The sequence below is a fragment of the Microbacterium sp. bgisy207 genome (assembly GCF_965345035.1).
Lineage (GTDB): Bacteria > Actinomycetota > Actinomycetes > Actinomycetales > Microbacteriaceae > Microbacterium.
This window is the reverse complement of record NZ_CBDRMG010000007.1, coordinates 208395-232373: the sequence shown is the minus strand read 5'-3', so window position 1 is coordinate 232373 and position 23979 is coordinate 208395. Positions and strand designations below refer to the sequence as shown.

Annotated in this window: 20 protein-coding genes, 1 tRNA gene and 1 pseudogene; 12 read left to right on the top strand and 10 right to left on the bottom strand. The window is 68.9% G+C overall.

The window, feature by feature from the left end; all coding sequences use genetic code 11:
• Positions 1-448: helix-turn-helix domain-containing protein (locus ACSGC5_RS09060; RefSeq protein WP_434970304.1), on the bottom strand; the 448-nt coding region annotated here is incomplete at its 3' end.
• A 301-nt stretch (positions 449-749) separates the two neighbouring features.
• On the opposite strand from ACSGC5_RS09060, the gene mobF reads away from it, so the two are divergent.
• Positions 750-4169, top strand: a complete 3420-nt coding sequence (mobF, locus tag ACSGC5_RS09055; protein ID WP_228178104.1) for a MobF family relaxase — start codon at positions 750-752, stop codon at positions 4167-4169.
• 40 nt (positions 4170-4209) lie between these two features.
• On the opposite strand, the gene ACSGC5_RS09050 is transcribed toward mobF, so the two are convergent.
• A complete protein-coding gene (locus ACSGC5_RS09050) occupies positions 4210-4911 on the bottom strand; it encodes a hypothetical protein (RefSeq protein WP_195691677.1) in 702 nt (233 codons plus the stop codon).
• Positions 4912-5031: 120 nt separating this feature from the next.
• Here ACSGC5_RS09050 and ACSGC5_RS09045 point away from each other — a divergent pair, with 120 nt between their 5' ends.
• Together ACSGC5_RS09045 and ACSGC5_RS09040 are read left to right on the top strand one after the other, a co-directional pair.
• Positions 5032-5244: a helix-turn-helix transcriptional regulator gene (locus ACSGC5_RS09045; protein ID WP_195691678.1), complete on the top strand. Its 213-nt coding sequence runs from the start codon at positions 5032-5034 to the stop codon at positions 5242-5244.
• Between the two features lie 9 nt (positions 5245-5253).
• Positions 5254-6381: a site-specific integrase gene (locus ACSGC5_RS09040; protein ID WP_195691679.1), complete on the top strand. Its 1128-nt coding sequence runs from the start codon at positions 5254-5256 to the stop codon at positions 6379-6381.
• 61 nt (positions 6382-6442) lie between these two features.
• Here ACSGC5_RS09040 and ACSGC5_RS09035 read toward each other — a convergent pair.
• A tRNA-Glu gene (locus ACSGC5_RS09035) sits at positions 6443-6518 on the bottom strand.
• Between the two features lie 148 nt (positions 6519-6666).
• On the opposite strand from ACSGC5_RS09035, the gene ACSGC5_RS09030 reads away from it, so the two are divergent.
• The 3 genes from ACSGC5_RS09030 to ACSGC5_RS09020 are packed head-to-tail and all read left to right on the top strand — an operon-like array spanning position 6667 to position 10065.
• Positions 6667-8409: an AMP-binding protein gene (locus tag ACSGC5_RS09030; RefSeq protein ID WP_434970303.1), complete on the top strand. Its 1743-nt coding sequence runs from the start codon at positions 6667-6669 to the stop codon at positions 8407-8409.
• A complete protein-coding gene (locus tag ACSGC5_RS09025; RefSeq protein ID WP_434970302.1) occupies positions 8406-9371 on the top strand; it encodes a bile acid:sodium symporter family protein in 966 nt (321 codons plus the stop codon). The genes ACSGC5_RS09030 and ACSGC5_RS09025 overlap by 4 nt, the downstream gene beginning before the upstream one ends.
• A 55-nt stretch (positions 9372-9426) precedes the next feature.
• A complete protein-coding gene (locus ACSGC5_RS09020; protein ID WP_434970301.1) occupies positions 9427-10065 on the top strand; it encodes an MBL fold metallo-hydrolase in 639 nt (212 codons plus the stop codon).
• A 14-nt stretch (positions 10066-10079) separates the two neighbouring features.
• On the opposite strand, the gene ACSGC5_RS09015 is transcribed toward ACSGC5_RS09020, so the two are convergent.
• The gene (locus ACSGC5_RS09015; protein WP_434970300.1) at positions 10080-10832 is read right to left on the bottom strand and encodes a hypothetical protein; all 753 of its coding nucleotides are present in this window, start codon (positions 10830-10832) and stop codon (positions 10080-10082) included.
• A gap of 131 nt (positions 10833-10963) precedes the next feature.
• Here ACSGC5_RS09015 and ACSGC5_RS09010 point away from each other — a divergent pair, with 131 nt between their 5' ends.
• From ACSGC5_RS09010 to ACSGC5_RS09000, 3 genes are all read left to right on the top strand, one after another.
• A complete protein-coding gene (locus ACSGC5_RS09010; RefSeq protein WP_434970299.1) occupies positions 10964-12973 on the top strand; it encodes an ArnT family glycosyltransferase in 2010 nt (669 codons plus the stop codon).
• 84 nt (positions 12974-13057) lie between these two features.
• The gene (locus ACSGC5_RS09005) at positions 13058-13927 is read left to right on the top strand and encodes an NYN domain-containing protein (protein ID WP_331791500.1); all 870 of its coding nucleotides are present in this window, start codon (positions 13058-13060) and stop codon (positions 13925-13927) included.
• A gap of 231 nt (positions 13928-14158) precedes the next feature.
• The gene (locus tag ACSGC5_RS09000; RefSeq protein WP_434970298.1) at positions 14159-15760 is read left to right on the top strand and encodes an ABC-F family ATP-binding cassette domain-containing protein; all 1602 of its coding nucleotides are present in this window, start codon (positions 14159-14161) and stop codon (positions 15758-15760) included.
• 19 nt (positions 15761-15779) lie between these two features.
• Here ACSGC5_RS09000 and ACSGC5_RS08995 read toward each other — a convergent pair whose 3' ends face one another.
• The 3 genes from ACSGC5_RS08995 to ACSGC5_RS08985 form a co-directional block, all read right to left on the bottom strand.
• Positions 15780-16646: an AraC family transcriptional regulator gene (locus ACSGC5_RS08995; protein ID WP_434970297.1), complete on the bottom strand. Its 867-nt coding sequence runs from the start codon at positions 16644-16646 to the stop codon at positions 15780-15782.
• Positions 16647-16801: 155 nt separating this feature from the next.
• Complete coding sequence (locus ACSGC5_RS08990) at positions 16802-17194, bottom strand: VOC family protein (RefSeq protein ID WP_331791498.1); 393 nt, start codon at positions 17192-17194, stop codon at positions 16802-16804.
• Position 17195: 1 nt separating this feature from the next.
• Positions 17196-17474 (bottom strand): ArsR/SmtB family transcription factor, encoded by a 279-nt coding sequence (locus ACSGC5_RS08985; protein ID WP_331791497.1) that lies wholly within the window; start codon positions 17472-17474, stop codon positions 17196-17198.
• A 94-nt stretch (positions 17475-17568) separates the two neighbouring features.
• Here ACSGC5_RS08985 and ACSGC5_RS08980 point away from each other — a divergent pair, with 94 nt between their 5' ends.
• Positions 17569-18183 (top strand): hypothetical protein, encoded by a 615-nt coding sequence (locus ACSGC5_RS08980; RefSeq protein ID WP_434970296.1) that lies wholly within the window; start codon positions 17569-17571, stop codon positions 18181-18183.
• Between the two features lie 43 nt (positions 18184-18226).
• Here the strand turns inward: ACSGC5_RS08980 and ACSGC5_RS08975 are convergent, their stop codons facing one another.
• Together ACSGC5_RS08975 and ACSGC5_RS08970 are read right to left on the bottom strand one after the other, a co-directional pair.
• Positions 18227-18721: a GNAT family N-acetyltransferase gene (locus ACSGC5_RS08975; protein ID WP_434970295.1), complete on the bottom strand. Its 495-nt coding sequence runs from the start codon at positions 18719-18721 to the stop codon at positions 18227-18229.
• A gap of 17 nt (positions 18722-18738) precedes the next feature.
• Positions 18739-20055: an FAD-dependent oxidoreductase gene (locus ACSGC5_RS08970; RefSeq protein ID WP_434970294.1), complete on the bottom strand. Its 1317-nt coding sequence runs from the start codon at positions 20053-20055 to the stop codon at positions 18739-18741.
• Between the two features lie 87 nt (positions 20056-20142).
• Here ACSGC5_RS08970 and ACSGC5_RS08965 point away from each other — a divergent pair, with 87 nt between their 5' ends.
• Positions 20143-20493: a metalloregulator ArsR/SmtB family transcription factor gene (locus ACSGC5_RS08965; protein WP_434970293.1), complete on the top strand. Its 351-nt coding sequence runs from the start codon at positions 20143-20145 to the stop codon at positions 20491-20493.
• A 50-nt stretch (positions 20494-20543) separates the two neighbouring features.
• On the opposite strand, the gene ACSGC5_RS08960 is transcribed toward ACSGC5_RS08965, so the two are convergent.
• Positions 20544-23630: a hypothetical protein gene (locus tag ACSGC5_RS08960; RefSeq protein WP_434970292.1), complete on the bottom strand. Its 3087-nt coding sequence runs from the start codon at positions 23628-23630 to the stop codon at positions 20544-20546.
• Between the two features lie 141 nt (positions 23631-23771).
• On the opposite strand from ACSGC5_RS08960, the pseudogene ACSGC5_RS08955 reads away from it, so the two are divergent.
• Positions 23772-23963 (top strand): annotated as a pseudogene (locus tag ACSGC5_RS08955) (MerR family transcriptional regulator); the annotation flags it as partial.
• Positions 23964-23979 lie beyond the last annotated feature (16 nt).

The window sequence follows — 23979 nt, the reverse complement described above, 5'->3', positions numbered from 1 at the left end:
GACCCAGTTTCTTGATATCGACATGCACGATATCGCCCGGCGCGGCCGCCTCGTACCGGATCGGTTTCGGCTTCCGAACGGGCAGCCCGGTGTTGCGGTCCAGATGCGACAGCCGCGGCATCCGATAGCGGGCAAGCACCCGACCCACGGTCGCCGGGTTCAACCCCAGATGCCAGGCGATCCGCCGAGCACCCCACCGCCGGTTGAAGCGGATCGCGACGATCCGCCGCTCCGTGCGACGGTCAAGCTGGGTCGGCGATCGATACGGACGGGAACTGCGATCAGTCATCGGCTGACCCGCCCGGTATCGATCGGCCCACTTCTTCGCCGTCGCCTGCGAACACTGGAACCGTTCCCCAGCCCGGGCGAGCGACCAGCCGCCGACAACGACCGCACGAGCAAGCCGAAGCCGCCCCCTCGGCGTCAAATGAGCATTAGCGTGAACCACGAAGACCTCCGGTCACCGATGCGAGTTGTCAGATACCCACATCGTCCCGGAGGTCTTCACCTACCCGCGACGCACACAACGTCCCGGGTCGCTACACCTAGGTCGCGGCCCAGCAGTTATCACCGCATGCAGGCACATCTCTCTGAGATCCTCACCACTGTCCACTCTCCCCAACTCTTGACCCTCTGACGTTCGCTGATCCGCCAACCGGACCCCGGACTCGCTCATTTCTGACTTCTTCACAAGAATGGACGTATCCTACCTGATATGGTAGCTGTTATCTTAGGTAGGAGGCGAAGGCATGAAAGGTGGCGTGATCCCGTTCCGGGGCACAGGCTCGGATGCCCTGCGCTATCTGGAGTCCGACCGCGCGCGGGCGGACGAGTATTACCTGGAGGCGGGGACCGCCCTGGCCGAGTTCACGGCGGTCGACGCCGAGGGCCGAGTGATCGGCGAGCTCGGGCTGACCGCCGAGGAGTACCGCCAGTGGGTTGGCTGGATCAACCCGCTCACCGGGGAGTCGATGGGCCGACCCCGGCTGCGGGGCGAGGGTGGCCGGGGGTCGCCCCGGTTCATGGAGATGGTCGTGAACGTCCCGAAGTCCCTGTCGGTCGCCGCCGGCCTGCACCCGGAGGTGTCCGAGGCCCTGGACGCCGCCCAGCGGGACGCGGTTGCGGAGATCCGGTCCTGGCTCGGCCAGCACTCGGTCACCCGCGTCGGCGCGCGCGGGAAGCAGGAGGTCGTGCCGATCGAGCAGCTCGAAACCGTGGCCGTGTCGCACAAGACCTCCCGTGCGGGCGACCCGCACCGGCATATCCACTTCCAGATCGGGACGCGCGTGTGGGCGGCCGGTCGCTGGCGCGGGCTCTACACCGCGGCGCTGTTCCGGCAGCAGGGCGCGATCCGCGCCCTCGGCACGGCGGTCATCGCCGCGCACCCGCAGCTCGCCGCGGTGCTCGACGCGCACGGTCTCACCCTTGACCCGGTGACCGGGGAGGTCGCGGAGCTGGTGCCGTGGAAAGCGGTCATGTCCAAGCGCGGGCAGCAGGTGGCGCGCAACCTCGCCAAGTTCGAGGCCGAGTGGGAGGCCGCGCATCCCGGCCAGGAGACGGGGCCGGTGGTGCGCGCCAGGTTGCACGCGAAGGCGTGGGATCATGAGCGGCCGAGCAAGAAGCCCAGCGTGCTCGGCTCCGAGGCCGGCTGGTTGCGCGAGTTGCAGGAGGCTGGCTACACCCCGGACCTGCCGCGCGCCACCGTGCAACCCCTGCGCACGCTGGACGAGCTGGCCGTGCAACAGGTCGCCTCCCGTGCGCTCGACCGCTGCGCGGCTGCTGCATCCGCATGGACCGTGCATGACGTGCAGGAGCAGGTGGCGCACATCGTCACCGAGGCCGGTGTGCGCGCCACCCGCGAGGAGCTGCGCGAGTTCATCACCATCACGACCCGGCTCGCGGCGGACGACTGCCTCTCGATCCTGCCGCCGGATGCGCCACGGCTGGAGCATGTTGCGCACCTCACGACGCTGCACGTAGTGGCCGTCGAGACGGAGCTGCGCGACCGACTGGCTGCACGCGCCACCCGGCCGGTGCACGGCGCAACCCCGCGCGTGCAGGAGCCGGGGCTGGATGCGGACCAGGCGCGCGCCGCCGCCGCGCTCGCCTCCACCCGGCCGCTCGTCGTGGTCGAGGGCGCGGCGGGCGCGGGCAAGACGACCATGCTCGGTGCTGCGATCCGCGCCGCCGGACAGGAGGGTCGTTCGGTGCGGGTGGTGACCCCGACGAAGAAGGCCGCCGACGTCGCCGCCGCCGAGCTGGGCGTGCCGACCGACTCGGTAGCGGCACTCGTCTACGACCACGGGTTCCGGTGGAACGCCGATGGTGTCTGGACCCGGCTGGCCGTGGGCGACACGGACCCGGTGACGGGCGCGACCTACCGCGGCCCGGCGAAGGAGAACCGACTGGCCGCCGCCGAGCGGGTTGTGGTGGACGAGGCGGGGATGCTCGACCAGGACACCGCCCTCGCCCTGCTGACCGTCGCGGACGAGGCCGGCGCGACGCTCGCACTCGTCGGGGACCGGGCGCAGCTCCCCGCCGTGGGGCGCGGCGGGGTGCTCGACATCGCGGCCGCGCTCGTCCCCCGCGTCTACTCGCTGACGAGCCTGCACCGCTTCGCGGACCCCGACTACGCGCAGCTCACCCTCGCCCTGCGGACCGGCCGCGACCCGGCCGAGTTGTTCGACCGGCTCCACGCGCTCGGACTCGTGCGGCTCCACGAGGACACCGAGGCGCTGCGCGCCGCGGTCGCCGCCGAGCGGATCGACGGAGCCGCGATCACCGCGGCGACCAACGACGAGGCGCGCGAACTGAACACTCTGATCCGAGAGGACCGGGTGCGCGCGGGCGCGGTCGACGACGCCCGCACCATCGACGGCGCGGACGGCCTGAGCATCGGCGCCGGCGACCTCATCCAGACCCGCCGCAACGACTCGGAGATGGGCGTGGCGAACCGGCAGACCTGGATCGTCCAGCACGTCAGCGGCGACGGCAGCCTGTGGGTGCGGGACGCCGCGAGCCAGCGGAAGCAGCAGCGCACCGTGCATCTGCCCGCCGAGTACGTCGCCGAGCACGCGCACCTGGCCTACGCCGCGACCGCCTACGGCGTCCAGGGCATGACTGCCCCCGCGTCGCACACCGTCCTGTCGGACGCGCTCGACGCGGCCGGCGTCTACGTCGGCCTCACCCGCGGGCAGGAGGAGAACAGGCTGCACGTCGTCGCCGCGGACCTCGGGGACGCGCGCGAGCAGTTCCAGGCCGCGCTCGAGCGGGACCGCGCCGACCGCGGACTGCGCGAGGCCACCGAGCGGGCGCAGGCCGCCGTCGCGGGCATCGTCGCGGACGGGCCGGTGCGCGTCGTGAACGCCGAGCGCACCCGACTGCGGCAGAGCATCGAGCAGGCCGAGCGCCAGGCGGCACGGTGGGCGGAGGCGGCCGAGGCGATGGAGCGCCAGTCGGCCGCGCACCGCGTCGAGGCCGAGGCGCTGCTGGCCGAGGTCGAGGCCGCCGCCCAGCAGGTCGAGGCGGCACGGGCCGAGGCCGTCCCGCCGCTGGTCGAGCAGGCCGGCACGGACGCCGCCGCGGTCCTCGCGGTCAGGGAGCGCCACGAGACGGCGATCGCCGCCAGGAGCCGTGCCGGGGCGCTGAGGCGTCGGAGCGCCGACCGGGCGCTGACCGAGGCCGAGCGCCAGCGCCACGAGGCCGAGCACCTGACCCGGCAGCGGTGGGGCTCGATCCCGCGTACGCCGGAGCAGGCGCCGGCGTGGGCGCAGGCGGCGGCCGAGCAACAGGCCGAGGCCGACCCGCGGCTGGCCGACGCCATGCGCACGCACGCGCAGGCCCGGCAGGAGCAGCGCCGTGCCGGGGACCGGCAGGAGCGGCAGCGGGCCATGCTGCACACGCGGCTGTTCAGCAAGCCGTACAGCACCGGCAGCCCGCGCCGCCAGGCCGAGAGCGCCCAGCAGCAGGCCGAGGCGCTGCGACGCCAGCTCGCGGAGCTGGAAGCCCTGCCGGTCGCCGAGGCCGCAGCCCAGGTCGAGGCCCGAGCCGAGGCCGAGCGCGTCGCAGCCGAGGCCCTGGCGCGGCGTGCCGCAGAGCTGCACGACTTCACCCGCGACCAGCACCGTCCGAGCCCGAGCAGCGGACCCGACTTCGGGCCGAGCCTGTAGCGACGCGCTCGGGGGCAAGTGCGCGCCGCTCCCCCGACGACTACCCGCGGCGGCCCGGCGGGAGCAGTCCGCGCGAGCGGGTGCGCACGAGCCAGCCCTGCGCGGTGGCGTGGGCGACGCCGTTGATCTTCGCCATCGTGACAGCAGGCGCCGCGTCCCCCTGCGCCGAGAGCTTGCCGTACTGGAGGGCGACCAGCTCGTAGAAGTCGGGCGTGCGCTTCGGGTTCCCGAGCGGCTTGAGCAGATCCCGCTCGCTGATCTTCCGGCCGGAGGGCAGCACGATCTTCCCGCCGGTGATGGTCACCGTGCGCTTCATGGCGAACAGGCGCTCGTTGATCGCCGCCTCGATGCGCGCGGTCGGCAGGGTGCGGAGGTCTTGGCTGGACACGGGATCGCCCGGCCGCCACGGGAGGTAGACGACGCCGGTGATGCGCACCTCCTCGGGCACGGCGAACTGCTGGCGCTGGAGCCGGATGAACACGCGGGTCGCCGTGGCTGTGTGCTCGATGTAGCGCCAGCGGCCGTCGATCGTCTCGTTCTGCTCCGAGTCGAGCTGCGCCTGCCGGTCGGCCTCGGTCGTCACCTGATCGTTGTAGCCCAGGATCGCGTCGATCTGCGCGCTGGCGTCGTCGTCGCGCTCGCCGGGGAACCGGCTCGGCAGATGCCAGCCGTCCGGCAGGTCGGCCGAGACGATCAGGCCGTCATAGGACTGATCGCCGGGTCTGCGCGGGGCTGCGGTCACATCCCGAGTGTACCGAGCGACACGAGCAACTAAAACTCTTGCTGTGATTGGCGTGTTGTGGTCTAATCTAAGACGACAGCAGCAATCGCGGCTGTGATCGTAGATGCGAAGGAGGCCGTGATGGGTCAGAGCGCATCGCCCCTCGACGCTCGGGAGCCCGAGCGCCTGTTCTACTCCGAGGAGGAGACAGCGGCGCTGCTCGGCATCCACCGCACGACCCTGCGCACCCTCGCCCTGGAGGGCCAGGCCCCGGTGGAGCCGATTCGGCTCACCCGGCACAAGCGCGTCTACCGCCGCATCGACGTGCAGCGCCTCGCGGGGCTGGAGCAGTAGGAGCCAGTCATGGGAAGCATCGAGTCCTACGACACGGCCAAGGGCCGTCGCTACCGGGCGCTCTACCGACGCCCGGACAAGAAGCAGACGCAGAAGCGCGGCTTCACCACCAAGAAGGCCGCCGAGCTGTTCCTGGCGACCACGGAGGTCGACATCGCCCAGGGCCGCTACCTCGACCCGTCGCGTGCGCGGGTGACCGTGGCCGAATGGCTCCAGACCTGGATCGCCGCCCGCGGCGACCTCCGGGCGACGACCCGCAGCCGGGTCGAGAACATCATCGCCAAGCACATCGTCCCCGAGTTGGGGAAGATCCCGATCGGCGACCTCACCCGCCTGCGGGTGCAGGAGTGGGCCTCGGCCCTCCCCGGTGCCCCGGCGACCGTCCGCAAGATCGTCAACGTCCTCTCCGGTTCGCTCCGATTCGCGGTCGAGGACGAGCGCCTGCCGTCCAACCCCGCCGCCCGGCTCAAACTCCCCAAGCCCACCAAGTCCCGCAAGCGGTATCTGTCCCACAATCAGGTCGCCGCGCTCGCCCAGGCCATTGACGAGATGAAGGATGGGCGCGAGTACGGCTACGGCCTCGTCGTCCTCGTGCTCGCCTACTGCGGCCTGCGCTGGGGCGAGCTGTCCGGGCTCCGCATCCGTGACCTCGACCTCGACGCGAAGCACCCGCGCCTCACCGTCGAGCAGACCGTCGTGGCCGACAAGGGCTACCAGCGCATCGAGCCGCCGAAGGACTACGAGCACCGCAGTATCCCGATCCCGGCGTTCCTCGTCGGGCTGCTCCGCGCGCAGATCGCCGGGCGCCCGGCCTACGCCCCGGTGTTCTACGGCATCCGCACCGGCACCTGGCTTCGCAACCACGTCTACCGGGTCGGCTGGTTCGACACCGCGGCCGAGGCGGTCGGGATCAAGGGCCTCACCCCGCACGAGCTGCGGCACACCGCTGCCTCGCTCGCCGTCAGCGCCGGCGCGAACGTGAAGGCCGTCCAGCGGATGCTCGGGCACGCCTCGGCCGCGGTGACCCTCGACGTGTACGCCGACCTGTTCGATGACGACCTGGACGGTGTTGCCACGGCGCTGAACCTCGCGGCCATGCAATCAGATGTTGCCAATCTGTTGCCAAAAGCGGCATAGCGCCCGTTCGAGCCTTTCGGCAGGAACAAGAAAACCCCCGGCTGACCGGGGGTCTTCTTGTTGGTGACCCCAGCGGGATTCGAACCCGCGTTACCGCCGTGAGAGGGCGGCGTACTAGGCCGCTATACGATGGGGCCGCAAGACAACCGTTCGATTATGCCACACCGATCGCGCCCGGGACAAAACGAGACAGGATCGCCCCGGCTCGGCGTCGCGCACCTACGATGAGGGCCACACACCGTCGCCAACGACCTGCCGACGGTTCCCTTCGGCGAAGGATCAACGATGACCGAGCGCCCGTGGATGCAGCGGTATGCCGATGACGTGGCACCCGAGCTGCCCGCGATCTCCTATGACAACCTGCCGGCGATGATCCGGGAGGCCGCGACCGAGTACGGCCCACAGATTGCCTTCACCCAGTGCATGCCCAACGGCATGAACGGGTCACTGACCTACACCCAGGTCGATGAGCTCTCGGATCACTTCGCGGCGTATCTGCGCGAGGTCATCGGCCTCGGTCCCGGGGATCGGGTCGCTGTGCAGATGCCGAACTGTCTGACGTATCCGGTCGTCGCATTCGGCGTCTTCAAGGCGGGGTGCGTGCTCGTCAACACGAACCCGCTCTACACGCCCACCGAGATGGTTCACCAGTTCTCGGATGCGGGAGCCAAAGCGCTCGTCGTCATCGACATGTTCGCCGACCGGCTTCCCGATGTGCTCCCGCGGACGAGCATCGAGACGGTCGTGACGGTGCGCATCGCGGAATTCTTCCCGCCGGTGATCGCCGGAGTGATCCGCATGGTGCAGAAGGTCTGGAATCGTTCGCTCCCGCCCATCACGGTCGCTCACACGCCGTTCTCGGAGGCGCTTCGTGCCGGGCGGGAAGCGACGTCGGCGGAGGCCCTCGCGTCCTACCTGACCGGAATCGGGCCGGGAAGCCTCGCGGCTCTGCAATACACCGGTGGGACGACCGGCGTGTCGAAAGGCGCCATGCTCTCCCACGGCAACCTCACGGCCAACACCTTGCAGATGATCCAGATGTGCGGGAGCTACATGCGCACGGGGGTGGAGGTCGTCCTCACGGCACTGCCGCTGTACCACATCTTCGCATTCACGGTGAATCTGCTCGGGTTCTATCGGATCGGCGCGCGCAACATCCTGATCCCGTCGCCGCGCCCGCCGAGCAACCTCAAGCGCGCATTCGAGAACTACAAGATCACGTGGGTCACAGGAGTGAACACGCTCTTCAACGCACTCCTGAACGAAAGATGGTTCCTCGACAGCCCGCCGCGACATCTGCGAGCCTCCGCTGCCGGCGGGATGGCGCTCTTCGAGTCGGTCGCCGCGCAGTGGAACACCGTGACGGGCACGCCGATCGTCGAGGGGTACGGCCTGACGGAAACCTCGCCGGTCTTGAGTTTCAATCCGTTCAGCTCGAGCGCCAAACCCGGCACGATCGGCATCCCGGTGCCCTCGACAGAGCTGCGGTGCATCGATGATGACGGCGTCGAGGTGGAACCGGGCACGCCGGGAGAGATCGCCGCGAAGGGTCCGCAAGTGATGCTCGGCTACTGGCAGCGGCCGGAAGAGACCGCCGCGAGCATGGTCGACGGCTTCTTCCGCACAGGTGACATCGCCGAGATGGACGCCGACGGATTCTTCACGATCGTGGATCGAAAGAAGGACATGATCCTCGTGAGCGGGTTCAACGTGTACCCGAACGAGATCGAGGAACGGATCGCGGAACTCCCCGGGGTGCTCGAGGTCGGCGTTGTCGGCATTCCCGACGAGAAGACCGGTGAAGCGGTCCGCGCGTATATCGTCGCGGCGAACACTCCCCCCGCGGAGGATGCGGTGATCGCGCACTGCCGCGAGACGCTCGCGGCGTACAAAGTACCGAGGTCGGTGCGGTTCGTCACCGACCTGCCCAAGAGCCCGATCGGGAAAATCCTTCGCCGTGAACTGCGGGCGCAGGCGGTCACGTCAGACACCGCCAGTTTCCCCGCGCGAGGAAGGGAGCTGTCATGATCGTCCCGCTCATCGCCTCAGCCCAGGCTGTCGTGAACGAGCAGGATGTTGTCACTCCGTTCGAGCAGGCTCTGCTGGTCGGGCTCGTCTTCGTGATCATGTTCGGTCTCGGGGCCGGCCTGACACCGCGAGACTTCAAGCTCGCGCTTCGCCGCCCCTATGGGCTGGTCATCGGCTTCGTCACGCAGTTCGGGATCATGCCGCTGTTGGCGTATCTGCTGATCGTCGCGTTCCTGTTCCAGCTTCCACCCGAGTACGCGCTGCCCGTGGCGATCGGCGCACTGCTCATGGGGTGTGTGCCGGCGGGTACGACCTCGAACATCTTCACCTACTTCTCCAAGGGAAACCTGGCGCTGAGCGTGATCATGACGACCAACTCGACGCTGTGGGCGATCCTCATGACACCGCTCGTGCTCGCGCTCTACGGCGCGCTGATCTTTCCCTCGGGCTCGCAGCTGCAGATCCCTATCGCGAACATCGTGATCACGTTGGCGACGCTGCTGATCCCGGTGGTCGCGGGCATGATCCTGCGGCGGTTCAGCGCCAACATCGGCTCAGTGATGGAACTGCTGGGGGGCTTTTTCGGCCTCTTCTTCATCGTGTTCCTGATGGCGACGTGGGTGCCCCGCAACTGGGCGCTGCTCACCTCGACGCCGTGGCAGACCTACACCGTCGCGATCGGACTGGGGCTGTTCGGCATCGCGGTCGCCTATGCCATCGCGCGCGCCATCCGCCTGCATCCGGCGAATGCGCGAACGATCGGCCTCGAAACCGGCATCCAGAACGGCCCGCTCGCGATCGCGATCGTGCTGCTCACCTTTGCCGACAGCCCGGACATCGGGCTGATCCTCATCGTTCCGGCGCTCTACTCACTGTTCATCGTGATCGTGGCGACCTTCGTCACGATCTGGTTCCGACGGGCGAACACCGCCGCGGAACAGAAGATCCCCAACCTGCTGTAGTGCGAACCGAGCGTGGCGGCTTGCCGACCTCCTGCCGCGAGGGTTGACTCGAACCATGCGAGTCACCAAGCACGAGCACGCTGCCCTCACGATCAGGGATTCGGGGAAGACACTGGTCATCGACCCGGGTTCCTTCACCGATCCGCTGCCGGATGACGGCGATGTCGTCGCCGTCGTGCTCACGCATGAGCATCCCGACCATTGGACGCCGGAACACCTGCGCCGAATCCTGATGCACGCGCCCAAGGCGCAGATCCTCGGCCCCCAGGGACTCGCCGACGCCGCTGCCGGATTCGACGTCACCGTCGTCTCACCTGGCGACAGGGTGAGTGTCGGCCCGTTCGAGCTCGAATTCTTCGGAGGCCGCCACGCCGTCATCCACGACTCGATCCCGGTGATCGACAACGTCGGCGTGCTCGTGAACGACCGGTTCTATTACCCCGGGGATTCGTACGATGTCCCCGAGGGGCGAGACGTGAAGCTTCTCGCGGCACCGGTCGGCGCGCCGTGGCTGAAGATCGGCGAAGCGATGGACTTCGTCCTGGCTGTCGCACCGCGCCTGTGCTTCGGCACACACGACATGACACTCTCGATCATCGGCCGCACCATGGGGCGTCAGCGTCTGCGGTGGGCCACCGAACAGGGCGGCGGCGAGTTCCTCGAATTGGACGCCGGGGCCACCATCGACATCTGACACGGCCCCTTCGGTCAGCTGTCGTTGAGCTCGGGTCCGCGGCCGGCAGGCTCGCGCACCCAGATCTCCACAACGTCGCCTCGAGCGACGAAGCGCACCACCCCGCCGTCCTCGAGCGACGACGCCAGTGGCATGGGGATGTCAGGGTTCACGCGGAAGTCGACGACCGGGTCGAGGGGGTCGGGCGCGCAGCTCCCGTTTCCCCACAGCTCGCCCCAGACGACGATGAGGCACCGCGCGCCGTCGGCACTGGCGCCGGTCCACATCGTGACACCCTCCACCTGCTCGTACTGCTGGAGGGTCCCGGGATCGACATCGAGTGCCCGCTCGGCCTGCCGGATCCACGCCTCTGTCGGATCGACCAGGGCGTCCCGGTCGAGCGCTGCGACGATATCGGGTCTCGAGGTCCAGAGGACCGGGAGCGTGAGCCCCGCGACAAGGCCGACAGCGAGCGCGGCACCCACCGTAAGCACTGCTCCCGGATGCCGCCACCAGATCACCCTCGGAACCGGCAGCACGGGCGTGACCGAGGCCGGCTCAGTGCCCTCCGGCCCCGGCAGCGGACCGTCAGGATCGGCGCGCACATCGGCATCCGTGATCGGCGACTCACCGGGTCCCTGCTCGTCGCCGCGGCGCGAGAGCTCCTCGAGCTCGGTGAGCCGCGCTGCGGCATCCGGATCCGTTGCGATGTCAGCGCGCGGACCGTACGCCCGCTCCCGGAGGGCCTCGAGTTCGCGACGGAGATCCCTCGGCAACGTCGCGCTCATGAGTCCCATTATCGAGCCGGCCCGCAGGCGCGGGGCCGATCCGAAGCGACTCCGCTCCGACGCCCACGACCATAGGACGTTCATAGGATGCCGAAAGGTCGCACCACACGGTGCTCCCTACCGTCGGATGCATGGTCACCGATGCTCCCCCGCTGCCCCCGGCATCCGTCTCATCGACCCCCCGCTCGCGCATCGCATCGGCGCGGCGACAGTGGGGCTTCCGGCTCGGCCTCGCCGCCCTGGCCGTCGCGACCGCGCTGTTGACCGTGTGGGCGATCGACTCGGCGTCCGAGTCGCAGTACTACGCGGCGATCGCCGTCTCGATGAGCCAGAATCCGGCGAACTTCTTCTTCGGCGCGTTCGACCCGGCCGGGACGGTCACACTCGACAAGATCCCCGGGTCGTTCTGGATCCCCGCCCTGTTCGTCGCCGTGTTCGGCTACGCGACGTGGACCGTCGTCGTGCCCAACGCGCTCGCCGCGGTGGCCACCGTCGTGGTGGTGGCAGTGACCGGGCGGCGACTCGTTTCGCCGATGGCCGGGCTGATCGCGGGTGCGGTGGTGGCCACGACGCCGATCCTCATCGCCGTATCGCGCTCCAACCAGCCCGAGACCTTCTTCGTGCTCAGTCTGGCGCTGGTCGCGTGGGCCGCGGCGCGTGCCCTCACCCAGCGGAGCCTCGGGTGGCTCATCGCGGCAGGCCTGTTCGTCGCACTCGCCTTCCAGACGTACATGCTCGTCGCGTGGGCGGTGTGGCCGGCTCTTGCGCTCGCGTACCTGGTCACCGCCCAGCCGGTCGCCCGACGAGTCTGGCATGTCGCTGTCGCCGGGGCCGTGAGCATTGCGACGTCGCTGACCTGGATCGTCATCGTCTCCCTCATCCCCGCCGACTCGCGGCCCTACATCGGCAGCACGCTGAGCAACAACCCTTGGGAGATGGTGTTCGGCTACAACGGCCTTGGCCGCTTCTCCGCCACGGCCGACTCGTCAGAGTACCTGTCGTTCAGCCCGCCCTTCTCCGGCGATCCGAGCGTGGTCCGGTTGTTCACCGAGCAGCTCGCGGGCCAGATCGCGTGGCTGCTGCCGGCGGCGCTGCTCGCCACGGGTGTGCTCTGGATGCTGCGCTTCTCGCGCCCGGTCACGGTCTTCCTCGGCACATGGCTCGTCGTGTTCGCAGCGATGTTCTCTGCGGTCGACGGGATGCACCAGTTCTATACGGCCGCGCTCGCTCTGCCCGTTGCCCTGCTCATCGGGCTCGCGTTCGGGGTGGCACGGCAACGGGGCATCCTGTGGCCGCAGGTGTCGCTCATCGCCGTCACAGGAGTGACCGCGGTGCTGATTTCGCTGTGGTACCCGGGCTACTCCACCGTGGTCTCGGTGGTTCAGGCAGCCATCGGCGCTGTCGCAATCGTGCTGGTGTTCGCAGCGAGCGGGCGGCGCAACCAGACTCGACGGTTCGTCCCGCGGTGGATAACCGCGCTGGTTGCCACGCTCGCGTTGGTGCTCACACCCGCGGTCTGGGCGGCGGTGACGATTGCCAATCCGAGCGACATCAATCCCGTCGCCGGCGGCGTCTCTGAGATGGGCGGCGGGGGCCCGGACGGTGGATTGGGCGCGGCGCCGGGACAGGGCGGCGCTCCTGGCACCGGTTCTCCCCAGGTGGGCGCGGCGCCGGGACAGGGCGGGGATCCGGGCTCCCGGGCGGGCCAGCCGGGAGGAGCGCAGAATCCGGGGATCGGGCCGATGGCGGGCCTCGGGCAAGCCTTCGGCGGGACAGCCGCCTCTACCGCGTCCGCCGACCTGGTTGCATGGCTGCAAGAGAACCAGGGTGACGCGCACTACATGGTCGCAACGTTCGGAGCGCAAAGCGCCGCCGGCATCATCCTCGCGACCGACGGCGGATCGGTTCTTCCGATCGGCGGCTTCAATGGCAGCGACGCTGTCCCCACTCTCGAGGAGTTCCGACAACTCGTGGCAGACGGCGACCTACGCTACGTGCTCACGGCGAGTGAACCCGGAGGGGCGGCGGCGCGCGATAGCGGATCTTCATCGACATCCGCTCAGATCCAGGCGTGGGTCGCAGAGAACTGCACGGCGGCGACGGATGCCCCGAGCAACGCGGTGTACGACTGCGCCATCTGATGGCACGACCCGCGCGAGGGTCGCAGGCGCGGACTAGGCTCGAATCGGAACCGGCAGGCCCCTGTCGAACGACGAGGAGTGAGCGTGGCCGAGAGAACCGACCCGCGGGTCGCGGTGTACCTGGACTTCGACAACATCGTCATGTCCTGGTACGACACGGTGCACGGGCGCAACGCCTATGGCCGTGACCGGCAGCGCATCGCGGCCGACCCCACCGAGCCGGAGATCGCCGAGCGCCTGGCTGCGGCCACCGTCGACCTCGGCGCGATCATCGACTACGCGGCATCCTTCGGCACCCTCGTGCTGACCCGCGCCTACGCCGACTGGTCCTCGCCGGTCAACGCCGAGTACCGCAGCCAGCTCGTGGCGCGCGCGGTCGATCTCGTGCAGCTGTTCCCCGCGGCGGCGTATGCGAAGAACGGCGCCGACATCCGGCTCGCGGTCGACGCTGTAGAGGACATGTTCCGGTTGCCGGACCTGTCGCACGTCGTCATCGTCGCCGGCGACTCGGATTACGTGCCCCTCGCACAGCGCTGCAAGCGCCTCGGTCGATTCGTTGTCGGCGTCGGGGTCGCGGGGTCCAGCGCCCGGTCCCTCGCCGCTGCCTGCGACCGCTTCGACACCTACGACGCTCTTCCCGGCATCGAGCGCCAGCCGGGGAAGGATGCCGAGAGCGCCGTGGCCGCGAAGACGCGCCGCAGCCGCAAGAAGGCCGCCGATCCGGGCGCCGAGCTGCTTGAGCGCGCGCTACGGCTCGAGGGCGACCGCGAGGGCACGGACTGGCAGCACGCAAACGTCGTCAAGAGCCTGATCACGCGGCTGGACCCGGGTTTCAGCGAGCGGGCCCTGGGTTTTCGCAGCTTCACGGAGTTCATCAAGGCCCACCCGCAGGTGGCCGAGATCGACGAAACCGAGAACATCGTGCAGATTCGCCTAGCCGCCGGGACGCGCTAAGCGCCAGACCGTGCCTGGCGCATACATGTGCGCGTTCCGCCGCGGCAGTGGCATACTGATGGCGCACTCCCGCGGCATCTGCTGCTCGTGAGGGGGAGTGAACGGCAAGGAAGAGACATGAAAGGTTCGGGCTTCAGCATCCCCTGCTGACCGGACCACGCTCTCTTTCCGCGGACCCGTGTCAGCGTCACCCCTGACGTCGTCAGGAACCGACACGCTCTGGAGTTCCGCATGCCTGCCCCCGTTCCTTCCGTCGTTCTGCACGACCTCACGTTCACCTGGCCCGACGGCCACCGCGTTCTCGACGCTGTGTCGGGTTCGTTCCCGCCCGGCTCGACGGGTCTGGTCGGTCTCAACGGCGTCGGCAAGTCGACGCTGCTGCGTCTGATCGGCGGCAGACTGACTCCGACATCCGGATCCGTCCAGGCGGCCGGCGTCGTCGACTATCTGCCGCAGCGGACGGATGCCGGCCCGGGCCGCGCGGTGATCGATCTTCTCGGCATCCGGTCGATCGTCGACGCGATCGCGGCGGTCGAGCAGGGAGAGATCGATCCCGCGCTGTTCGACACGATCGACACGCACTGGGACATCGAGGAGCAGGCAGCCGCCGCCCTGAGCGCAGCGGGCGTGGACATCGATGACCTGCATCGACCGGTGAGCACAATCTCGGGCGGTGAAGCGATGATCGCCGCGCTCGTCGGCATTCGAATGCGCGGAGCCGACATTGCGCTGCTCGACGAGCCGACGAACAATCTCGATGCCGACGGACGGGTGCGCGTGCACGAACTCATCGGCGCGTGGAACGGCCCCGTGATCGTGGTCAGTCACGATCTCGAGTTGCTCGAGCGGATGCAGAACACTGCCGAACTGCGGGCGGGGTCGCTCACGCTCTACGGCGGCCCATACAGCGCGTTCTGCGAGCAGGTGGCACGGGAGCAGGAGGCAGCCGAACGCGCGGTCCGTTCCGCGGAACACGCCGTCCGCGTCGAGAAGCGGCAGCGGATCGCTGCGGCCGAGCGCATCGCCCACAGCGAGCGACAGGGGAAGAAGGATGCCGTCAATCGCAAGTACATCGGCGCTGTCGTCAACGACCGGCGCAACTCCGCCGAGAAGACGCAAGGAAAGCTGCGCGGACTGCTCGATGACCGGATACAGGCGGCGCAGCGTTCCCTCCACGACGCCGAGTCACGCATCCGTGATGACGACCGGGTCAGCATCGACCTTTCCGACCCCGCCGTGCCCTCAGGCAAGCGGATCGCCGAACTCACCGGCACCGATGGGCGCACGATGGTCCTCCAGGGGCCGGAGCGGATCGCGATCACCGGACCGAACGGCGTCGGCAAGACCACGCTGCTTCAAGGGCTCATTGCGGGCGTGGCCGCGGCACCCGGGCGGGCGGTTGCCGTCGCTCACGTCGACCGCATCGGCGAGCTCTCGCAACGGCTCGACAACCTCGACGATGCTGCATCCGTCATCGAGAATGTCGCCCGGGTCGCCCCGCACATGCCCCGAGCAGAGCTTCGCAATCAGCTCGCGCGGCTCCTCGTGCGCGGCGCCATGGTCGATCGGCCCGTGGGGACGCTCTCCGGCGGGGAGCGATTCCGCGTCGCGCTCGCGCACGTGCTGCTGGCCGACCCGCCTCCGCAACTGATCGTGCTCGATGAGCCGACCAACAACCTCGATCTGCACACCACGGAGCAACTCATCGACGCGCTCAGCGCCTACCGCGGCGCGATGATCGTCGTCAGTCACGACCGCGGCTTTCTCGATCGGCTCGGGCTGAATGCCGAGCTCACGCTGGATGCCGCGGGAGTGCTGACGCCGGCCCGGTAGGCGCCGGGCGGGGGCCGCACTATCGGCAAGCGATCGGCATCCAGAGTTCGGTCGTTGCGGTGCTGACGTCGTCAGCACGATCGAGCATCGCGACGATCGAGGGACCAGAGCGCAGCTGCCAGGGGTTGGAGGGGAACCAGTCCGACGCGGATGCCGCGTAGGCCTCCTGGAGCGCTGCAGGGTAGGGTCCGGACGTGCGGAACACGGCCCACTGTCCCGCCTCGACCTCGATCACATCGAGATCAGCGGGCACGGGTGCCGCGGCATCCAGAGCGACGCCGTGCAGGTAGGTGAGTTCGGTTCCCTCCGTGTAGTCCGGGTCGGCGCCATCGCTGACCTGCAGCAACCCACCCGGCTCCGTGCTGCTGAGCTCCTTGAGACGGGCGTGCTCGCTCGCGGGAAGCGCTGCGACGAACTGCTGGATGTGCGGATTGATTCCTTCGTGGATGAGCGGAACGCGCGTGGCGTGTCCGACGAGACGGAACGCAGGGCGTTCGGCGATGCGCGTGTCCATGGTGGTGTTCCCTTCGACGGTCAGGCGGAGCCTGAGTTTCGGTTGCGTGCGAAGGGGGCCACCACTGATCCGGACTTCGGCAGGCGACGAACCGTGGACCGCGCGAAACGCCCGGCCGAACGCCTCGGTCGACCCGTACCCGAACCGCACCGCGATATCGAGCAGCGGGTCGCCTGCGACGACCGCCGCGGCTGCGACCGTCATCCGTCGCCGACGTGTGTACTCCGACAGCGGCATCCCGACCAAAGACGAGAACATCCGCCGCAGGTGGTACTCCGTCACGCCCGCCTCCCGCGCGAGCGCGGCGATGTCAAGGTCTTCGGACAGGTCGTCGTCGATGACATCGATCAGTCGATTGAGTTCCGCGATCATGGGGCCTCCTTCGGCATCCAGCCTGCGAGATCCGACCCGCGCATACCCGATCGTTGCGGTCCCGTTCGATCGCCCCACGCCCGCGACTCGCGACTCGCGACTCGTCACAGCTTCCGGCTAGGCGTCCCCGGCGTACGCCGGTCCCGGCTAGAGGATCACGCGGGACTGGAGATCTGGACGAGGTTGCCGCACGTGTCATCGAGCGTCGCGACCACGACCGGCCCCATGGCCGTCGGTTCCTGTGTGAAACGCACCCCCTTCGCGACCAGGTCCGCGTGCGCCTCGGCGACGTCATCCACCCCGAAGGATGCCGCAGGGATGCCGTCGGCGACCAGGGCCTCTTTGTACGCCTTGGCGGCCGGGTGCTGGTCAGGCTCGAGCAGCAGCTCGGTCCCGTCCGGATCATCGGCACCGACAACGGTCAGCCAGCGGAACTCGCCGAGCGGGATGTCGTGCTTGACGACGAATCCCAAAGTGTCGGTGTAGAACGCCAGGGCCTTGGCTTGGTCGTCAACGAACACGCTCGTCACGGTGATGCGGATGCTCATGTCATTCCTTCGTCTGGGGAAGCCATCGATCGGTCAATCCGCTCAACGGAGCGGTGTCGAGGTAGTGCAGTTTGGTGCGACCGGCGCGCTCGGAACGAACGAGGCCTGCCTCTTCGAGCACCGCGAGATGCTGCGAGATCGCCTGCCGGGTCATCCCGACCCCGTGATGCACGGCGAGTCGGCCGCATATCTCGAACAGGCTCTGGCCATCGCGCTGCGCCAGCTCGTCCAGGATCAGTCTCCTGGTCGAGTCGGCAAGCGCGTGAAAGACATCGCCCACACCCGGACAATACGCAAGTAACTACTTGCATGTCAATGCCCCGTTGGGACTTGTGGCCGATGCTGTCACGCCTGCCACCGGCGACGATGGAGCCGTGGATGCCGAGAGCACAGATCGCGCGGAACTCTGGTGGCTTCCGGTCGGCGCGGGAGGAATGGTTGTGGCGCGCACGAGCAGATGGTGGGAGCTGCTGTCGGCTCGTCACGACCGCAGAGCGCCGCAACAGCTCGTGCACGCAGCGCTCGAGCTGTTCACGGACGGCGGCCGATTCGTCATTGAGATGACGCCGCAGTGGGGGCAGCCACAGGATGCCTCGGGGGTTGTCACTACCGGACCGGTGGGCCTGCGCGCGCTGGGCCGATTCCGGCTGTTCCGATACGAGGTCCGCGCGTGGCCCGAGGGGACCCTGCCCGATCGCGCGTATGCCGTGGCACCGCCGACCGTCATCACGCTGGGCCGGACGCGGGCACACGCGCTGCTCGACGCCCTTCCCGACATCCCTCGTCACACCTGGGGGCGTGTCGTTCCACCTACCGGCGACATGTGGAACAGCAACTCACTGATCGCGTGGGCGCTCTGCCGAGCAGGCATCGACGCGATGACTCTCACTCCCCCGGTCGGTTGCCGGGCGCCGGGCTGGGCGGCGGGTGTCGCGGCGGGAAGCCAGCAGCAGCACACGCAACCGACATCAGCATCGACGAGATCGTGAGCTCAGCATCGACGAGATCGTGAGCTGATGGAGCTCGATGAGCTCAGTCGACGCCGTTGCGAAGTGACCGACGCTCGATGAGGATCGTGTCCCGCCACTGGCCGGCATGAGGCCCGAGCTGTGAGCGAGCGATCCGTTCGCGTCGCCCCACGACCCGGAACCCGCACGACTCGTGCAGACGAAGGCTCGCGACGTTCTCGGGGAAGACGCTGGACTGGATCATCCAGAACCCCGCCGCATCCGCATCCGTCACGAACCGCCCGAGCAGCGCACGCCCGACGCCTCGGCCCTGGTACTCGGGCGCGACATAGACGGAGTGCTCGATGACGCCCCGGTAGGCGGCGCGTGTCGACACGGGTGAGGCCGCCGCCCACCCGACGACCTCCCCCGCCTCACTGACACTCACAAGACGCGGCACCGAGACCTTGCCCGCGTCGAAGCCTGCCCAGTCGGGCGTCTCAGTCTCGAAGGTCGCCTCGCCGCCCGCGATTCCCGCCGCGAAGATCCGCTCGACACTCGCCCAGTCCGCCGACGTCATCGGACGCACCGTCGTCGTCAACAGCACGATCCAGTGCCGGCAGCATCCGTCGAGCACACGCCCGTCGCCGGCAGCGTCAACTGCACCGAGGATGCCGACTCGAGATCGCCGTCGAGCCACGCGGCGACCGAACGCACCTGCTCATAACCGGTGGCAAGCAGGAAGGTCGGGGCACGACCATACGACTTCATGCCCACGATGAAAAAGCCGCGCTCGGGATGCTGCAGCTCAGCGAACCCGTGGGGAGGCACGGTTCCGCAGGAGTGGACATTCGGGTCGATCAGCGGCGCGAGACGGCGGGGCGCCTCGACAACGTCGTCGAGTTCGAGACGGATCTCCCGCAGCATCCCGAGATCCGGGCGGAACCCCGTCGCATTCACGACCAGGTCGGTTTCGTGCACCGCGGGCTCCCCGTCGCGGGTGCCGAGCAGCAGTACTCCGGTCTCGGTGCGCTCTGCGCGGGAGATGCGGAACGAATCCACGATCTCGATCTGCCCGGATGCCACGAGCTGATCCGTGCGAGCCCCCAGACGCGCACGACCTGGCAGCTCGTCGGCCTCGGATGCGGTGACGCGCGACGCCGACGGCGTGCGCAGCAGCCAGGTGATGCGGATCCCGGGCTCGCGCTCTGCGAGGTCGGCGAGCGCCAGCAGCGTGTTGGCAGCGGAGTGGCCCGCACCGACGACGGTCGTGTGGCGCCCAGCGAAAAGCTCCCGGTCGGCGCCGAGGACATCCGGCAGCGCGTGGAGCACGCGGTCGGCGACCTCTGCGCCGCCCCGCAGGTCCAGTCCAGATGCGGCGAGCGGGTTGGGGGTCTCGTAGGTTCCGGAGGCGTCGATGACCGCCCGGGCGCGCAGTTCCGAGGGCTGCCCGTCGGCATCTTCGATCTGCACGAGGAAGGGCACACGGGCTCGTCCCTGCGTGCGAGTGCGGTCGATCCCGTCCTTCCCGACAGCGGTCACCCGCGTCGACAACCGGGTCCGCGACGCAATCGCATCGAGCGCAGCGAGGGGCGCGAGGTACTCGTCGACCAGTTCCTGCCCGGTCGGCATCCGATCGAGATCGCTCGGCGCACTCCAGCCGGCTTCAGCGAGAAGTCGCTCGGCGGCGCGGTCGATAAGAGTGCGCCACGACGAGAACAGGCGCGTGTGCCCCCAGCGTCGCACCGACGATGCCACGCCGTCGCCGGCCTCCAGGATGACGACCTCGATGCCGCGTTCGAGCAGGTGCGCGGCGGCGGCGAGCCCCACGGGGCCTGCGCCGATGATGACCACGGGGAGCGTTCCGAGGCCGTCGCCGACAGCGGGGCGAGCAGTGAAATCGAGCAGTGTCATGGATGCCTCCGGGCGATCTCGAACGGATGTCGAAGGTCAGTATGTCCCCCTATATCGAAATCTGTCAATATTCACTATCATCGATGTATGACCGCCCTCGACATCATCCCCGCCACGACCGCACCGGCCTGCTGCGCGCCACTTGCGACGGCGCCTCTCGCCCAGGAGGATGCACAGGACCTGGCATCCGCGCTGAAGGCGCTCGCCGACCCGGCGCGGTTGAGGTTGCTGTCGATCGTCGCGGCGAGCGAAGGTCAGGAGGCGTGCGTCTGCGACCTCACCGAACCGATCGGACTCGCCCAACCGACCGTGTCTCACCACCTCAAGGTGCTCACCGACGCGGGCTTTCTCACCCGCTCCAAGCGCGGCACATGGGCCTACTTCCGGCTCGTGCCCAGCGCGCTGGATCGGGTGGCGGACTTCATCCGTCCGGAGTGAAAACCGAGGCCGAACGGTCATCCAGCCGTCGGCGCGCGCTCTGACTCCGCTCAGAGCCTGCGTCTGCGGCGTACTTCCGTGGTCAGGACGGCTCCAGTCCCGGTCAGCATCGCGGCAACGACGGCAAGGGCGATCCATACGGCCCCGTCGGCGCCGGTGTGGGCGAGGGGCCTGCCGCCACCGCTTGTGGCGGGGGATCCCGTGACGGTCGGTGAGGCCGTTGGGTCTGCCGTGGGCGATGGCTGCCCATCCCGGACGACCGCGGTCGCCTCCTGGACGCGGTTCGATCCTGCGCCGCGGGCGACGATGGTGACCGGGCCGAGGGGCGCGTCAGCGGCGATCACCGTGTCGATCTGGGCGGTGCCGTCGGCCCCCGCGATCACCGCAGGGAGCGGGTCGCCGCCCACGGTTGCCATGACTGCCTCGCCGACGCGGAAGCCGGTGGCCGTCAGGCGCACCGACGAACTCCGCGCAGGTGCGGTATCCGAGAGGTTCAGTGCGCCCGGCGCCCGCGAGGCAACCAACTCCGCGCACACGTCGCCTTGCACGCCGTATGCCGGTACCGCGTCTGCGCCAGCACCTCCGACCCCGTCATCCTCACGGACCAGGATGCTGGAGAAGTCCGATGACCCCGACACCGCTTCCCGGCTCGTCGTCGCTGCCGTGCCGGCCACGGCGAGCGCCGAACCGGACGAATCGTGGTCGCCGACGATCAGCACCGGAACGGGCACGCACGTCTGGCCCGGAGCGAAAGTGACGCGTTCAGCCCCGAGCCCGGCCGGCGGCGCGGAGCCACCCGGACCGGGCATCGTGCCGACGTACGCGCTGACAGGAACCGCAGCGGGTCGGTCCAGCCACGCCGCCACATACGCGGTCCACGGCTCGGTTCCCTCCTCGACACGAGTCATCGCTATGTTGACCGCTGACCGCGTCACGGGCGCGGGAGTCCCCGCTGCCGGAGAATCGAAGGCGAGGTCGGAGAGGATGACCGAGCCGAAGACCACTCCGTCTGCACCGATCTGCGGCTCGAGTCGCACCTCACGGATGTCTCCGAGATCAACATCCGTCACATCAGCAAGCGGCAGAGTGATCTGCTGCAGCACGATCTTGTCCAGCTGCGGTGCGCCGCCCGGCATCCGGTTGACCGCGTACGGGTTGAGAGAGGATGCCGCCACGGAGTACTCGAGACCTGCGCCATCGACCAGGGTGATCGCGAAGTCCGTTCCCAGCGACACCTCATCCCCCGGTGCCGCCTTCAGTGTCAGCTGGCTGCGACCGCGCACATCCCGCAACTGGTCGGGCACAATCACCCGCAGCTGCGTCGCGCCGGTGTCGTCCCACCGGAAGACCGTCGCGGGAAACAGCGGCACGTACGCCGCGAGCATGCCCGGATTCCAGTGCGGCACCTGCGCATCGAAGCGGCCCGAGCAGGACGGATTCTCGGCCGTGGGCATCGACCCCTCGCACACCTCGACGGTCGCGTTGCCCTCCACCACGATGAACGCGTCGCCCGCCACGAAGTCCGTCACGAGGTCGGTCGCCGACCGCGCCTGTGTCGCGATCACCCGGATGTCGGCGAAGGGAATCCGGTTGGTCGTCGGCGCGATCGTCCCGTCGAGGAGCGGCTGGAACTGGGCCTCACCGCCCAGGGTGTAGCGGAAGAAGCCCGTCATCAACGTCACGCCGACCTGATACTGCTCCGCGGCGGTCAGCCGCGTCGGGTCCGACGTCGAGCACGACGACGTCGTGTCGGTGGGATCCCAGTCATCCGCTCCCCCGGCGGGATACTCACCGGGGGTCCACACCGTGCTGAAGAAGTTGTGGTTGGCGCCCATCACCCACACGGCCGACCGCAAGACGTCGTCACCGAACGCATGGCGCGAGTCGTCGATGTACTTCTGGCCCTGCTGGTCGGACACGTCGCCGTCGCAATACGGCAGCACCGCCATGGTCGTCACATCCGAGAGCGTGCGACGGGCGAAGTCGGTCGGCGCGAGCGGGAGGACCGAGAGGATGCCGTACTGCTGCTCCTCGGCGGCGTTCAGCTGTGCGGCAGTGACGACGCCTTCGCCGCCGCGCGAATGCCCCATCAGACCCACGCGGCTGAGGTCGAAGCGCCCCTGGAGTTCCGCGGCGGCCAGTCCCGACGGGGGCGCCGGCTGATCCGCGCGCGCCACCGCCCGCGCGAGCGCCTCATCGAAGCTACGGTCCACGGGGTCTGCACCATCGGGCCGGTCCTCGAAGCTCACCGTCTCGCCGCGATTGAGCCGGTCGAGTATGTCGAGAGCGTCGAGCACGAGCCGCCCCCGCGCCTGGGCGCCCTGATCGAGTGTGAGTTCGGCATCCGTCGCATTGATCGCGTTCGCCGAGACCGAGATGACGTGGTAGCCGTGCGACGCGAGGGCGCGCCCCGTCTCTTCGTATCCGAGGTACGACCGGATGACCATCCGATCGTCGGCGCATGGCCACGCCGACTCGGACTCTCCTGTGATCGCATCGCCGCACGTGGCGTGCCGGCCGTGCTGCAGCACCACGACCGGCCGTTGGCCCGTCGCCGAGCTCAGGTAGAGCTTGCCCGTCACCTCCCCGCGGGTGTCCTCGTACCCGGCGAGAGCCACAGCGCGGTCACCGAAGTCGTACTCGGCCTCCGTCACCGTGTAAGGGCCCGGCTCGGAAGGATCGGCAATCGAGGCGGTGGGCGCGAGCGCGTCGAGCTGATCCTGGAGCACGTCGTTCTCTGGCTCGGGGGCGCTGCGCTGCCCAGGCCCACGTGGTCCCTGCTCCCCCGCCTTCGGACCCGAACCCGAGGCCCAGCCCTTCACGACATCGCGCGCGGACGCGACGCGTTCATCGAAGGTCGTCACGGTGAGCGTGCGGCCGCCCTCGCTCGTGCGCGCGATCCCGACCGTCTCGCCGTCCACGATGAGCGTGGGCGCGTCACTGACGACGGGCAGCGGCTCGTCCAGGTGCAGCGTCACGATGTACCCGCCGGGCGCCCGCTCGACCGTCCAGTCCTCGCCCGACGCCACGACGCTCTCGCTTGCGGACTGAGCAGCTGCGGGCATAGCCACGGCTCCGGTCAGCAGGAGAGCCAGGATCGAGACGGCAGCGAAGGAACGGCGCAGGCGCAGCTGCATGGGCACATCTCCGGGGTCAGCGGACGAGCAACCCCGGGGACACCCGATCCCCCCAGGTCACGTGATCTTTCGAGAGTAAACCAGACGCTCACCTCCGTGCAGGCATCCGACCGCCGGTCCTCGGCGCGCGAGAATGGACCGATGCGGATCGGTGAGCTTGCGGCCACGACGGGTGTCAGCATCCGTTCGCTGCGGTACTACGAGGCTCAGGGGTTGCTCCATCCTCAGCGAACCGCCAGCGGGCAGCGTATTTATGACGAATCGGCTCCCGCCGCAGTCGCGCAGATCCGCGCGCTGCTGGATGCCGGATTCTGTAGTTCCGTCATCAGTGAGCTTCTCCCTTCTCTGG